Origin of the sequence: Clostridioides sp. ZZV15-6383 (assembly GCF_020657735.1) — a bacterium.
Taxonomy (GTDB): Bacteria; Bacillota; Clostridia; order Peptostreptococcales; family Peptostreptococcaceae; genus Clostridioides; species Clostridioides difficile_D.
In genome coordinates this window covers 14279-28585 of the sequence record NZ_JAGWCV010000005.1, presented here as the reverse complement: position 1 = coordinate 28585, position 14307 = coordinate 14279, and the positions used below count along the sequence as shown (strand labels likewise).

Sequence of the window (14307 nt, the reverse complement as noted above, 5' to 3'; positions counted from 1 at the left end):
ATAAATCAATAAGATATTGGGGGATTAATTATATGAGTAAAGTTTGGATAGATGCAGGGTCATTTTTAGAAAATGCTGAAGGTAAAGTACATGTATTTAAACATAATATAAATAGAAATGAACAAGAATGTTCAATTAATTTATATAAATTAAATTCTAAAGGTCAAGGGAGAAAAAGTAAAAAAATAGAATGTTTCAATATTAATACAGGAGAAGTTAAAGAGTTTTTGGGAGGTATAGAAGCAAGTGAATATTTGAATGTCAGCTTGAGTTATATTTTTCGTTTAGTTAAAGAAAATAAGGTAACCAGTCATGGGTGGAAAGTGAAATATGTTTAAGATATTATAGATAGAATTATTGAATATAAATCACGAAATTGAACAAAATTTAGTGTTTTCAATGATGACAAAAGTGTAACAAGGATAATAAATATATAAGGAGTGATTATTATCAAGAGTCTAAGGTGTATATTTAGACACAAGTTTTCAAGAGTAAAAGATTGTCAATTAATCACAACAAGAAGTCAACAATATACTTGTAAAATTTGGATGTGCAAATATTGTGGAGAGATTATAGCTGGAGCGACTCCTGTGTATCATCCTAATATGAAAATAAATGAGTATTGTATAAAATGTGAGTTTTTAGCATGTGTAAATAATTATGATGGATATTGTAACGCTAAAGATAGAGAAATTGAATTTAAGTCTATTTGCTTAGACGGTGATAAAGAGACTTTAGAATGTAAAAATTTTGATTTAGAATAAATTTAACTTAAATATGAGGATTTTAAAATATGAAAATAAATATATTTGTTAAAAAAGTATTTTTATATGATTTTACCTAGTAGATATAATAAGAATTTAAATCAAGATATACAAAAATTACAAAAGGAGGTTTTTAATGAAAGAGCTTTTAGAAGTAAAAAAAATATTTGATAGTTTAGCATCTACATCTAGTAGAAAAGAAAAAGAGAGAATATTAGAAAAATATAAAAATAATAGAATGTTTGTTGAATGTTTACAATTTCTGCTAGATTCAAATATTCTCACTGGAATATCTAAGAATAAAATATGTAAGAATCTAAATAATACTAGTCATAATGAATTAGAAAACATATATGATATGATTGACTATTTAATTAAGAATAATACTGGCAGAAACATAGATGTAAAAACAATACAAGTATTTGCCAGTAAAGATGAAGAATTAAAGGATTTTATTTTTAATTTAGCTACAAAATTAATTAAATTAGGAATAACATATAAGACTGTAGATAAAATAATGCCAGGTTTAATTATCTAATAAATTTTGTATTTTTTACAAAAAAACTATTGAGAACATAGAGGTTATATGATATAATAAAAATATAATAAGAACAGAGAAGGTAAAAAGGGGGGTAATGAGATGACTGACAAAATAATAATAGCAAGTGTAGATGGAGAAGAAATGATATTTAGAACTGAAATGAAAAAGTTAGAAAAAGGAGATAGTCTTATAGTTTCTGTAAATGGTGTAAAAAGATTAGCTCTATTCATTAGGTATATAAGTACTTGTGAAGAATATATAGAAGATATAGCATTTCAAAAAGTAGATGAAATATTATATGAAAACACAATTGCCAAAGAAAAAGAAAGAGTTAAAAAGGTATTTAAAGATAAGTGTATGAAAAATTATAAACCTATTGTTAATATAGAAATAGACTCTTATTTGAGAGAATGTGGTTTCAATTGTGATGGCAGACAATTTTTCAAAAGTATAGACAATACACAAATTTTAATTAGCAGGGATTGTGATAAAGATGTTTTGACTGTATCGAAAGGTTTGACAATAACTAAAACAGATATAACAAATAAAAATTTAATTACAGTTATTAAAATAATAAATAATAGTCTATTAATAGTTAGGTAATAGAAATAAATGTTTTTATAATAAAAGGGAGTGATTTAATGATAGGTTGGGAAATGAATGAAATGCAAAATGCAATATGGAATAATAAATATAGAAATAATAATGAAACTTTTGATGAATGGCTCAATAGAGTGTCTAATGGAGATAAAGAAGTAAAACGGTTGATACAAGAAAAAAAATTCTTATTTGGAGGAAGGATATTGGCTAATAGAGGATTACAGAATGATGGAAGAAAAATAACCTATTCAAACTGTTATGTTTTAGCAACTGGTGATTCTATTGAAGATATATACCAAACATGTAGTGATACTGCAAGAACCTTTTCTTATGGAGGAGGGGTAGGAATCGATATATCTAAGTTAAGACCTAGAGGAGCAAAAGTCAATAATTCAGCTAAATCTACAACTGGTGCAGTTTCATTTATGGATACATATTCCTTAGTTGCTGAAACAATAGGTCAAAGTGGTCGTAGAGCTGCTTTAATGATATCTCTCGATATTAATCATCCAGATATTGAAGAATTTATAAATATTAAAACAGATTTAAATAAAATTACTAAAGCTAATATATCTGTAAGAATAACAGATGAATTTATGCAAAAAGCTACAGGGATAGATTCAAATCAAATGTATAATTGTTCTTTTACAAAAGAAGAGACTGGTGAAATTATAGTTAAAGAAATAAATGCTAAAGAACTATTTAATAAACTATGTGAAAATAATTGGAATTATGCAGAACCAGGAATTTTATTTTGGGACAAAATAAATAATTATAATTTATTGAGCGAGGATGATGAATTTGAATATGCAGGTGTAAATCCTTGTGCTGCTTAATTTCGGCTCAAGTAAAAAATTGGGGTGTATCGGTGAAGTCTAAGTTATTAGTGTTTATAAGTGAATAAAGAAATTTTACATATGAGAAATATAACATTTGATTTTAAAGTATCTGAAAGATATAAATACTATGTAACAGGAAATGGGAAAGTATTCAGATTAGACACTAGAAATAAAAAAATGGAAGAGTGTTTTTATCATATAGCACATGGTTATAAAAGAATAAGAGTTACAGATATAGAAACTGGTATTAGAAGGTATAAAAGGGTATGCAGATTAGTTGCACAATATTATGTAGATAATTTAAATCCAAGAGAATTTGATATAGTTAATCATATTGACGGAAATAAATTAAATGATAATTATACAAACTTAGAATGGTGTAATATATCAATAAATACTCAACATGCTTATGATACTGGATTAATAAAAGATAGAGGAGGTTGGAAAAATAAACCTTATTCACAAAGAAAACATTAATAATATGATAATACCGAGAGCAGTAATATCTAATACTGTTTGTAGAGCATAGTAGATGAGCGACAAAATGAGAGCAATAATTCTACCACGAGCCTCCAACTACTTAATATGAGTAGAAAATATATGCCGACCTTATAGGAAACTATAAGAAGTAGAGGATAAAAAGCCTTTACGATAACAATGTGGAAGAGCCGCTTCCAGATGGAGGTAGTTGTCTTTTAGGTTCATTTAATTTAAGTGAATATGTTAAAGAGGATAAGAGTTTTAATTATAACGAATTTAGGAAAGATATAAAAATAGTAGTAAAGGCAATGAATGATGTTTTAGATGAAGGGTTACCTTTACATCCATTAAAAGTACAAAGAGATACAGTTAGAGATTACAGACAAATAGGTATTGGAGTTATGGGAATAGCTGATATGCTCATAAAAATGAATGTAAGATATGGTTCAGAAATGGCCATTGAATTATGTAACGTGATAGGTAAATGTCTGGCAGATGAAACACTAAAACAATCAGCCTTATTATCAAAAAAATATGGTACATATCCAAAATATAAGGAATGTATTTTAAAATCAGAATTTATCCAAGAAAATGCATCTCATGAAACACTAGAATTAATAGAAAGGTATGGTCTTAGAAATTCACAACTTTTAACAATAGCCCCAACTGGAAGTATATCGACTATGCTAGGAATATCTGGAGGAATAGAACCAATTTTCGCCTTTTCTTATACTAGAAAAACTGAAAGTTTACATGATAAAGAAAAATACTATAAAGTTTACACACCTATAGTTAAAAAATATATGAGAGAAAACAACATTGAAGATGAAAACACACTTCCTGATTACTTTGTAACAGCAACAATGCTAACTCCAAAAGAACGTATTTTAATGCAGTCAGCATTTCAGAAACATATAGATGCAAGTATCTCATCTACTGTAAATTTACCATATGAAGCAACAATTGAACAGGTTGAAGAATTGTATTCATTAGCATGGGTTAATGGATTAAAAGGATTGACAATATATAGAGCTGGTTGTAAACGTGAAGGGATTCTTACAACTAATACTATAAATAACACACAAGAGCTTAAGAGAGGAGACTGGAAACCTGTATCAAATGATGCTGTTTTGTATAAGAAAGAGCTATATGTTGGATGTGGCAAATTAATTTTATTTATATCTTATTCCGAGACAGAAGAAGATATACAAGAGTTATATGTGACAAAGGCTGGTTCAGGTGGGTGTGAAAAACTTCTTGTGACTGCAACAATCGCAATGTCTGGAATGCTTAGACTTGGAGGAACTTTAGATAATATAGAAAAAGCTTTAAGGGGCGTTAATACTTGTCCTAGTTTTGCTACAAGTAGAGCAAAAGGAAATGTATTAGACAGAGGAAATCATTGTGGTATTACTATTTTAAATGCTGTAAAAGATTTTCTTAAAGAAAAACAAGGAGAAAAAATAGAAGAATCTAAAGAATTTAAACCAAAATGTCCTGATTGTGGGCTAGAGATTCAAATGATAGAAGGATGCATGACTTGTCCTGATTGTGGGTGGAGTAAATGTAATTAAATTGAGAGGGATTATTCCCTCTTTGGGAGTGAGCTAAATGGAATTTAGTGAACAGATTATAAAAATTTTAGATAATTTAAGTGATAAAGTTGGGATGACTATAGACTGGTCTAATACTAATGTAATTCCATATTTACAAACATTAACTACTAAATATATTAATTATGAGATAGCTACAAGTGTGTTTTGGATAATTATATGTGTAATTGGAGTAATTCTTGGTATTTTATTGATTTATATGGATTGGAAATATGATAACGGGTTTATAGTTTCTGGTTTGTGTATTACAATACTTTCTTTGTCTTGTATATTAATACAATCAAAAGATGTAGTAAATGCAAAGATATTTCCAGAAAAAATTGTAATTGATTACTTACTTGAAATAAAAAATAATATTTAGAGGGTGATTGTTATGACCAAAAAAGAATTTACTACTAAATTTCTTAAAGAGCAGCAGAGAAGAATAAAGGTTTTATATTATGAAGTTGAAAATTTCAAGATGGATAGAAGGTTTAATGAGAGGAAAAAGTCTAAGAGACATTAAAATGTCAGTTTTAAAGGGGGCTAATCATATATGGATATTAAGATAGATATATGTTTATTAGAGATGGAAATAAATAGAAGAAGATGTGAGTATGCTGCCAGAACAGGAAGATATCCTAATTCTCTTATTTTGTGGGAAGGTTACTATAGCCTTCTTAATATCCAATATATAGAGGATAAAACAAGAGGATATATTACTAAGTTTAATGGCATGGATGTTATAAAATGTAATGACTTTTTAAAAATAGAATTATTTGAAAAGAATATTAATAATTAAAATTTGTTTTTTAAGTTGAGGTGATGAGTTGAGATATAATAATTATCATAGTCATAAAACTTATTCAAATATAAGGTCGTTAGATGTAATTACTAAACCACAACAATATATAGATAGAGCAATAAAACTAGGTCAAAATACATATTTTACGACAGAACATGGATATCAAGGAAATGTATATGAGGCAAAAACTTTATGTGATGAATATAAATTAAAAATGATTATTGGAGCAGAATTTTACTATGTAAATGATATAAATGAGAAAGATAGAGGAAATTATCATTTAATAGTAATCGCTAAAAATAATGATGGTTACAAGCAAATAAATAAAGCTTTAAGTTTAGCTAATAAAAATGGATATTACTATAAACCAAGAATAGATGAAAAAATATTATTTGAGATATTTAAACCAGGGGATGTAGTTATTACTACTGCATGTGTAGCTGGAATATTAAAACTTGAGAATAGAGAAGAATTAATACTAAAACTAAAGAATTATTTTAAAAATAATTTCTTTCTTGAAGTACAATCTCATCCTCATAAAACTCAAGCTTTGCACAATAAGGATGTTTTAGAATTAAGTAACAAATATAATATAGATATAATACATGCCAATGACAGTCATTATATTTATCCAGAAGAATCAAAATATAGAACTAAATTTCTTAAAGCTAAAGGTATAAATTATCCTGAAGAAGACGGTTTTATTTTAGATTATCCAAATTCAGAGGATATATTTAAAAGATATGAAAAACAAAATGTATTAACAAAGCAAGAAGTTGAAAGAGCATTAAAAAATACTCTAATATTTGATGAGTGTGAAGAAATCACCTTAATAAATGATGATATAAAATTACCATCAATATCTAAAAATCCAAATAAAGAACTGAAAGAAATATTAAATAAAGAATGGTTAGAGAAAAGAAAAAATATACCTAAAAATAGATGGAATGAATACTTAGATGCTATAAGGTATGAATTTGATATTATAGAGAAAACTCATATGGAGGATTACTTTATTATAGATTATAAAATAGTTCAAAGAGCAAAACAAGAATATAATGGTCTTCTTACTAAAACAGGGAGAGGTTCAGCACCTTCATTTATAATAACTAATCTTTTAGGGCTTACTGAAATAGATAGATTAAATGCTCCGGTACCATTATTCCCTACTAGATTTATGAGTGTTGAAAGAATACTATCAGCAAAATCTTTGCCAGATATAGATTTAAATGCTGAAGATGCTGAACCATTTATACAAGCAACTAGAGATTTATTAGGAGAAGAAAATTGTGCATGGATGATAAGTTATAAGCCATTACAAGATACTTCAGCATTTAGGCTATGGTGTAAAGCAAATGATATGAAACTATCTGAGTATGACGAAGTAGCTAAAAACTTAGATAAATATACAAATGATGTTTTTTGGAAGGATATAATAAAGGAATCAAAGGTATTTGTAGGAGTAATAGAAAGTGTTTCTTTCTCCCCATGCTCTATGCTTATATATGACAAACCAATTGATGAAGAAGTAGGATTATTAAAAACTAAGGATGGGGTATGTTGTAATATAGATGGATATTATTGTGATAAGTATAAATATTTAAAAAATGATTATTTAACAGTGAAAGTATGGTCATTAATAAGAAAAACTTGTGAATTAGCAAATATTAGTATTCCTACAATTGAAGAACTAAACATCTTATTAGATGCTAAAACCTATGGCATATATAAGGATAAATTAACTTGCACTATAAATCAGGTAGATTCAGACTATGCTACAAACCTGGCATCTAAATACAGAATATCTAGTGTGGCGGAAACAAGTGCATTTGTAGCTAGTATCAGACCCGGATTTGCATCTTTATTAGACAATTTTATTAACAGAAAGTCATATACAACTAACGTTAAAGAACTAGATATATTATTAGAAGATAGTTATCATTATCTTATGTATCAAGAATCAATAATGAAATATTTAATATGGTTAGGAATAGAGGAATCTGAGAGTTATGATATTATAAATAAGATTAAAAAAAAGAGATTTAAGGAAAAAGAGTTGAAAGAATTGCATATCAAACTAAAAAATAACTGGATTAAAAAAGTCGGAACTGAAAATAATTTTGAAGATACATGGCAAGTTGTAAATGATGCTGCCTCATATTCCTTTAATGCTTCACATAGCCTTTCATACGCATATGATAGTTTATATTGTGCATATCTTAAGTCACATTATCCATTAGAATATTATACTGTAGCATTCAATTTATATAATGAAGATACAGAGAGAACAAGAAAATTAACAGATGAAGTAGAGTATTTTAGTATTAAATTAGAAAATCCTAAATTTAGATTTTCAAAATCTGAATACTTCTTTAATAGAGATGCAAATAGTATTTACAAGGGAATTGAATCTATTAAATTTTTAAATTCTGATATAGGAGAGTATCTATATTCTCTTAAAGATAATAAATACAATTCATTCTTAGAGCTATTGATAGACTTGAAAGGGTATATAAACTCTAAACAATTATCTATACTAATTAAACTAGATTTCTTTGAGGAGTTTGGAAAATCCAAAAAACTTTTAAAGATTTATGATATTTATAACTTAATCTATAGTAAAAAACAATTTAAAAAAGATAATTTACCATGCAATATAAATACCATGAGAAAATATTCTAATAAAGAAACAGAAAAAATATTTAAAGAAGTTGATACAAAAGAATTATGTTCTTATCTTGAAAGTCAAATCGAAAATACTGATATATCAATCAATGAAAAAATACAAACCTATTTTGAGTTTGTTGGTTCATGCAACATAAAAGATAGTAATTCAAATCCAAGACATTGTTTAGTAATAGATATAGATGTTAAATATTCACATAAAGTCACATTGTATAATCTAAGTTCAGGGAATATAAAGATTTTCAAAGTAAGTAAAACTATTTTTGAGGATAATAAAATTGATGTTTATGATTTAGTTTATTTAAAATCAATTAAAGAAAAATCTAAAAGTAAAAAGGTAGATGGAAAATGGATTAGGAGCAATACAGAAACAGAATGGTGGATACAAGAATATTGGAAAATAGAAAATTAAAAATATGACCTCGTATATGCGTTTCTAAGACTTTACATAAGAGACTACTTGTGTTTATACATTGATTTCTTAAAATGGCACATACGAAGTTCGTGAAAGGTAGTGATTTCAATACTTATAGATGAACAAAGATATTATAACTTATTGGAAGAAAAAAAAGAACTAAGTATGAAGGTCGATGAATTAAAAGAGGAAAATGCTTTTTTAAAACAAGAAAATGAAGAGTATGAAGAAATTCTTAATGAGTGGGAAAGTGTAAGAAAAGAAGTTGTAGCAACTTGTAAAAAAAAAGAAATATTAGGTGAAAAACCAAGTGAATTAGAAATGGTTCTTCAAAAAATAGAGGATATATAATGAGTGTAAATAAAATTTATGAGAAAAAAGAATACATTATTATCAAATCAAAATCTGGATATATAGTTTATAATACAAATAAGGAGTTTAAAGAAGGCCACACTCACTTAAAAAGCTATAATGCTGCTAAAAAAGCTATAGATTTAGTTCTTAAGAGAAGAATTCCTAAAAGTCATTCTATGTATTTTCTTACAAGTTTGATGAGAATATCTGATGATATACAATATATAAAACATATAAGCGATATTGTATATATAAGAAATAATAAAGGATTAAAAGAAAAATATATAAATTCTAAAAATATTTAAAAAAACTATTGAGAACATAGAAGGTATATGATATACTATGAATATATCAAGAACATAGAAGGTAAAAAGGAGGTAGTGATTAATATTTGAAAGCTTATAAAAACAAACAATTTTTAGTGTTTGAATTTGAAGATGGGAAGAATGTAAAGTATAATTTAGCAACAGGAGAATGTATTGGTAAATCTGGAAGGATTGTAAAAGATGTATGTACACAACTTAGAGGATATGACTTACATGAGGTAATAAATTCTTTTGAAGACGAAAATTATAAGCGTTTTTTAAGTTTTGTGGATGGAAGAGTTAATAGAAGCAAGGATAGAAGATATTGGGGAAGGAGGGTTGAAAGAATAAGAAATATAGGAAGTTTTTTAAATGAAATAAATAATTATTCTGAATACGAACAATTATTTTCAGCAGGATTAAAAAAAGTAATTTATCCTATATGTTGTGATATTAAGAATATACCCAAAGGTCTTATTTCTATCTGTAGAAGTCATGGTATTACTTTGAGTGACAGACTGATACAAGGGTATAATAAAAATCCTAATTTGTATAATAACTTATTAAACTTAGAATTTAATTCAATAAGAAAAAATAATTTAATTTCAATTCTTAATTCTGGTTATGATAGAATGATATTTGATAGATTAATAGATACATATAAATATAAACCTCAATCACTTATAAATTATATAGATAATCTAATGACATATGAAGCATTGAATGGACTTGAAAGTACTCTAAATGAATTATATGACTATGTTGTTATGATGAGTGCAATAAGTGATAAATATGAAAAATATCCAAGACATTTCTTAACAACTCATAAAATAGCAACTCGAAATTATAATCGTCTTAAAACTGAATTTGAAGAAGAAATATTCAATAAAAGAATAGACAAAACATTAGAATATTCCTATCAAGATTATAAATTCATATATCCAAAAAGCACAAGTGAAATTAAAGATGAAGCAGTGCAACAAAATAATTGTGTAAGTAGTTATATCCAAAATGTTATAGATGGAAAGTGTCATATATTATTTATGAGAAAAAAGGATAATCTAAGTAAGAGCTTAGTAACAATTGAAGTTAGAGATGACAAAATAGTACAGGCTAAAGGTAAATATAATAGAGATGTCAATGAAAGAGAGCAAGAAGCAATTGATAAATATAATAATAGAATAGAAAGGATGAAGAAAGTATGTTAATAGAAGGAACTAAAATAAAACTAATGAAAGAAATACAAGGCTTTAGAATGTTAGAAATAGGAGATATATTTGTAATTACATCAGTAGAAAATAACGGAAATATACATTTTAAAACAGATTATGGAATGGGGTTCATGAATTATAGTGAATTTGAAAAGTATTTTGAAGTTGTGATAGATATTAAGAAAAAAGAACATATTTGGAGTGAATGGAAAACTGAGACTGTACTTGGAACAAATAAGACTTGTAAGTATAGAACAAATGGAAAGAAAGTAGAAGTTAGAATTGGAGATTTTAAAGCATCAGCTACTTGTCATGATTCAGATGAGTTTGAATTCAATAAAGGTATTAAGTTATGTCTGGCAAGAATTGAAGTTAGAAAAGCAGAACATAAATTAAATTTATTATTAGACGAAATAAATAATAAGTAAATTTAGGAGGACTAAAAATGAGTTGCAAACTTAAAGAAATATGTGAGAATAAAAATAGAGATTGTGATTATTGTTGTTATAATCCAAATGCATATTTAGAGGATGCATTTGAATGGAATGGAGAAGGGAAAGAACCATCTAGTAAAGAATTAGATGATGCTCTTGCAGAATAAATAAGTATTTAAAATTATCATTTTAATATAATTGGAGGTATTTATGGAAGGGATAATAAATAGACCTGTATTTGATTTAAATACATTTTTCACTGGAAGTGCAATAAGTTATGGTTACAGAGGAAGTAGTAAACACAACGCATTAATATCTAGTATAACACCATTTCAAATAGATGTGGCCTATATCAGCGGAAATAAAGTAGAAAGTGATATTATAAGTCTTCATCATGTTTTAGATGGACAAATAGAAATAGAGTTATTAAAATTTTAAGTGAATTTAAAGAAAAGAGGTATATATGAGGTGGAAAAACATATTAGTAACAGGAGCTTTAATAGTTGGGAGTACAATACATGTATTTGCTAATACAGAAGATGTTGTTAATAATAATATAAATAAAGAACTTATGGCAGATACAGCAAGGAATATTAATTTAATGTATAAAAAAGAATGGGAGCAATATAAAAATACTAAAGAATATAAACTAGAAATTAAAAGAATTAATTTAGAAAAAGAATTAGAAATAAAAATAGAAAAACTAATTCCTATGACATGGAAAGTAAGTTATTACACTTCTTTAAATTGTGAGAATAGTAAATATGGAGCTGTTACAGCAACAGGAGAAAAATTAAGATATGGATTTGTAGCTAATAATCATCTTAAGTTTGGAACTAAAATATTAGTTGATGGAAATTTAAAGGTGGTTAAAGATAGAGGTTCTAATAAATATTTTGGTAATTCTAATGCTATAGATGTATTTGTACCAAGAATAAAAGGGGAGAGTGATTATAAGTATTATAAAAGGGTGAACAATATGGGAAGACATTACAAAGAAGGTTATATTGTTGTAGAAGGTTAGGAGTTGATGAATTGAATAAAAAAATGAAATTTGAAAACACATGTGTAAGTGGATTTTACTCTTCAATAAAAGGTATGAGAAATCCTATGAACAGCTGGAATATAAGTGATAACACTTATTATTTAAATTATATATGAGATATGAAAATTTTCATATTGGAAAAAAAGACATGAATTTAGCAAGACATTTGATAATGGCAGGTTCAGAACATGCTAAGTTTCTGAGACAAATACAAGTGTGGGTCGATGTAACGATGCCTAGATACTGGTGGAGTGAAGCAGATACATATAAATTTGGAACAAAAAATAGTTGTTCAACAATGCATAAACTGTTTGATAAAAATAAAGAACTCACATTAAGTAACTTTATCTTTGATGAAAGAGATAAGGAATTCATAGAATTATCAATAAAAAAAATAAATAATTTAGCAAAAACACATTTTGAAGGTAATGGAGATGGAACAGAACTTGTAAGACCTAAAAGATTGCTACCAGAAGGTTATTTACAAGAGAGAACATTAAATACAAATTATGCAGAATTAAGAAATATGTATCATCAAAGAAAATCACATCGTTTAAAGGAAGAATGGCAAGATACATTCTGTAAGTGGATAGAAACACTTCCATATTCAAAACAACTTATCATAGAATAATTCAAGATATTAAATCAGATTAAATCTAATTGTTAGTAATTAAAATTTAAATATAAAGGAGAATATGAATGGCAGAAAAAAGAGTAAATTATAATCAAGTATTTGTATCGGGAGAAGTTTTAGACATTTTAAATATAGCTAGAATAAACCAAGGAACTAGCCAAGAAGCTATAAGATTTACCTTAAAAATTGAAACAGCACCAAATGAATCAGTAAATGTAGATTACTTTACATCAATGTTTAAGTCAGATGGCTCACCAAATCAAATGTTTTTAGGAATAGAAACAATAGCTAATGAAATAAAAACTAGAGCAGAAGATGGAAAAGGAGATATTGTTAGATGTGTTTGTTCGTTAGAAAATAACTTATACTATAAAGACGGTGAAAAGAAAGAGCGATTCCAGATATCAGGGACTTTTTGCAATAGAGAAAAATATGATGACAAAGGTAATCCAATTAATGACAAGGGCGAAGCAGTAAAACCAATAAAAGCAAGTCAAGTTTGGAGAACATATGTATTAATTGAAAATATAGAAGAAAAAGAAGATGACTTAGGCAAGTATTTGGAGGTTAAGGGATTAATTAATAAATATGGTAAGCAAGGTTGTAATATGACATTTAGAATACATAATGAAGATATGATAGAAGGATTTAAAGGTTTATATAAAATAGGAGATGTTGGCCTTCTTGAAGGCACAGTGAAATCTATGATTACTAGTAAATCAGCAGGATTTGGTTCAAGAATTAAAAAAAGTGCTTTTACATTTTTGGAAATAGAAGGTGGAGATGAGCCTTTGAAAGATGGAGATGAAATATTTAGTGATAAAAATTATCCTTTTACAGATAAAAATATAGAAGCAATGAAAGAAAAAATAAAAGAAAAAGATGAGAAAGAAAAACAAAGAGATATTGATAAAAATGGCAAGACAATTGAAATAAGCGATGATGATGTACCATTCTAAATTATAAATTAAATAAACTATTAAAAAGGGAGATGTGTGTATGAATAAAGAAGAAATAATGAATTATGATTTTAAGAGAAAAGTAAATGAAGAAAATAAAAAGAATATATCGAATTTATATTCAGATAGGATAGAAGGATTAAAAGAAAGTGATAGTCAAATTGAGATAACAAAAGCATTAATAGCATTCCATTTAGATATAGAGTCAATTCCGAAAGACAATACAAATCCATTTTTTAGGTCTAAATATGCAAATCTTGATACAATTCTTAAAGCAGTAAATCCATTACTAGCAAAACATGATTTAATACTAATGCAATCAGCAGAAGATGCAGGTAATGATAAAGTATATATAAAAACCAAACTTAAACATTCATCAGGTGAATACATAGAGTCAAATTCTGCACCATTTAAACCAGCCAAGACTAATGATATACAAGCTAGAGGAGCATTAGAAACTTACTTAAGAAGATATGCAGTTCAATCAGTATTAGCATTATCATTCGAAGAAGATGATGATGGCAACTCTTTAACAAACAAATCAAAAGGCAAATCAGAGGAAGAAAATTCAACTGTTAAGAAAAGTAGAGTGTAAGTAAAAAAATGCTACCTCTTAATGGGGTAGCAATAAATACATAGCATAA

Annotated in this window: 21 protein-coding genes; all 21 read left to right on the top strand. The window is 26.8% G+C overall.

The window, feature by feature from the left end:
- The first annotated feature begins 32 nt into the window (after positions 1–32).
- The 21 genes from KGF42_RS03385 to KGF42_RS03290 all read left to right on the top strand — a co-directional run bounded on the left by KGF42_RS03385 (position 33) and on the right by KGF42_RS03290 (position 14258).
- Complete coding sequence (locus KGF42_RS03385; RefSeq protein ID WP_227825717.1) at positions 33–338, top strand: hypothetical protein; 306 nt, start codon at positions 33–35, stop codon at positions 336–338.
- Between the two features lie 210 nt (positions 339–548).
- Positions 549–764 (top strand): hypothetical protein, encoded by a 216-nt coding sequence (locus KGF42_RS03380; protein WP_227825716.1) that lies wholly within the window; start codon positions 549–551, stop codon positions 762–764.
- A gap of 136 nt (positions 765–900) precedes the next feature.
- Positions 901–1302: a DNA ligase gene (locus KGF42_RS03375; protein ID WP_227825715.1), complete on the top strand. Its 402-nt coding sequence runs from the start codon at positions 901–903 to the stop codon at positions 1300–1302.
- A gap of 102 nt (positions 1303–1404) precedes the next feature.
- A complete protein-coding gene (locus KGF42_RS03370) occupies positions 1405–1908 on the top strand; it encodes a hypothetical protein (RefSeq protein ID WP_227825714.1) in 504 nt (167 codons plus the stop codon).
- Between the two features lie 38 nt (positions 1909–1946).
- Positions 1947–2741: a hypothetical protein gene (locus KGF42_RS03365; RefSeq protein WP_311315296.1), complete on the top strand. Its 795-nt coding sequence runs from the start codon at positions 1947–1949 to the stop codon at positions 2739–2741.
- An 81-nt stretch (positions 2742–2822) separates the two neighbouring features.
- Positions 2823–3221 carry an HNH endonuclease gene (locus tag KGF42_RS03360; RefSeq protein WP_107612935.1) on the top strand — a complete coding sequence of 133 codons (399 nt, stop codon included), beginning with the start codon at positions 2823–2825 and terminating at the stop codon, positions 3219–3221.
- Between the two features lie 182 nt (positions 3222–3403).
- A complete protein-coding gene (locus KGF42_RS03355; protein ID WP_227825713.1) occupies positions 3404–4798 on the top strand; it encodes a hypothetical protein in 1395 nt (464 codons plus the stop codon).
- Between the two features lie 37 nt (positions 4799–4835).
- On the top strand, positions 4836–5198 hold the full coding sequence (locus tag KGF42_RS03350; RefSeq protein ID WP_227825712.1) for a hypothetical protein: 363 nt from the start codon (positions 4836–4838) through the stop codon (positions 5196–5198).
- 174 nt (positions 5199–5372) lie between these two features.
- Positions 5373–5618: a hypothetical protein gene (locus KGF42_RS03345; RefSeq protein ID WP_021381416.1), complete on the top strand. Its 246-nt coding sequence runs from the start codon at positions 5373–5375 to the stop codon at positions 5616–5618.
- A 28-nt stretch (positions 5619–5646) separates the two neighbouring features.
- Positions 5647–8718 (top strand): PHP domain-containing protein, encoded by a 3072-nt coding sequence (locus tag KGF42_RS03340; RefSeq protein WP_227825711.1) that lies wholly within the window; start codon positions 5647–5649, stop codon positions 8716–8718.
- A 102-nt stretch (positions 8719–8820) separates the two neighbouring features.
- A complete protein-coding gene (locus tag KGF42_RS03335) occupies positions 8821–9072 on the top strand; it encodes a hypothetical protein (protein WP_227825710.1) in 252 nt (83 codons plus the stop codon).
- A complete protein-coding gene (locus tag KGF42_RS03330) occupies positions 9072–9380 on the top strand; it encodes a hypothetical protein (protein WP_227825709.1) in 309 nt (102 codons plus the stop codon). Before KGF42_RS03335 ends, KGF42_RS03330 begins: the two co-directional genes overlap by 1 nt.
- Positions 9381–9466: 86 nt before the next feature.
- Positions 9467–10588, top strand: coding sequence for a PcfJ domain-containing protein (locus KGF42_RS03325; RefSeq protein ID WP_227825708.1), 1122 nt, complete (start codon positions 9467–9469; stop codon positions 10586–10588).
- Positions 10582–11019, top strand: coding sequence for a hypothetical protein (locus KGF42_RS03320; protein WP_227825707.1), 438 nt, complete (start codon positions 10582–10584; stop codon positions 11017–11019). The genes KGF42_RS03325 and KGF42_RS03320 overlap by 7 nt, the downstream gene beginning before the upstream one ends.
- Before the next feature lie 17 nt (positions 11020–11036).
- Positions 11037–11192, top strand: a complete 156-nt coding sequence (locus KGF42_RS03315; RefSeq protein WP_227825706.1) for a hypothetical protein — start codon at positions 11037–11039, stop codon at positions 11190–11192.
- A 43-nt stretch (positions 11193–11235) separates the two neighbouring features.
- The gene (locus KGF42_RS03310) at positions 11236–11463 is read left to right on the top strand and encodes a hypothetical protein (RefSeq protein WP_227825705.1); all 228 of its coding nucleotides are present in this window, start codon (positions 11236–11238) and stop codon (positions 11461–11463) included.
- Positions 11464–11488: 25 nt separating this feature from the next.
- The gene (locus KGF42_RS03305; RefSeq protein ID WP_227825704.1) at positions 11489–12049 is read left to right on the top strand and encodes a hypothetical protein; all 561 of its coding nucleotides are present in this window, start codon (positions 11489–11491) and stop codon (positions 12047–12049) included.
- An 11-nt stretch (positions 12050–12060) separates the two neighbouring features.
- Entirely contained in the window at positions 12061–12186 is a 126-nt protein-coding gene (locus tag KGF42_RS19775; protein WP_255650918.1) for a hypothetical protein, read from the top strand.
- Positions 12183–12701, top strand: coding sequence for a hypothetical protein (locus KGF42_RS03300; RefSeq protein ID WP_227825703.1), 519 nt, complete (start codon positions 12183–12185; stop codon positions 12699–12701). Before KGF42_RS19775 ends, KGF42_RS03300 begins: the two co-directional genes overlap by 4 nt.
- A 68-nt stretch (positions 12702–12769) precedes the next feature.
- Positions 12770–13663 (top strand): hypothetical protein, encoded by an 894-nt coding sequence (locus tag KGF42_RS03295; protein WP_227825702.1) that lies wholly within the window; start codon positions 12770–12772, stop codon positions 13661–13663.
- A 40-nt stretch (positions 13664–13703) separates the two neighbouring features.
- Positions 13704–14258: an ERF family protein gene (locus KGF42_RS03290; RefSeq protein ID WP_227825701.1), complete on the top strand. Its 555-nt coding sequence runs from the start codon at positions 13704–13706 to the stop codon at positions 14256–14258.
- The last annotated feature ends 49 nt before the right edge of the window (positions 14259–14307 follow it).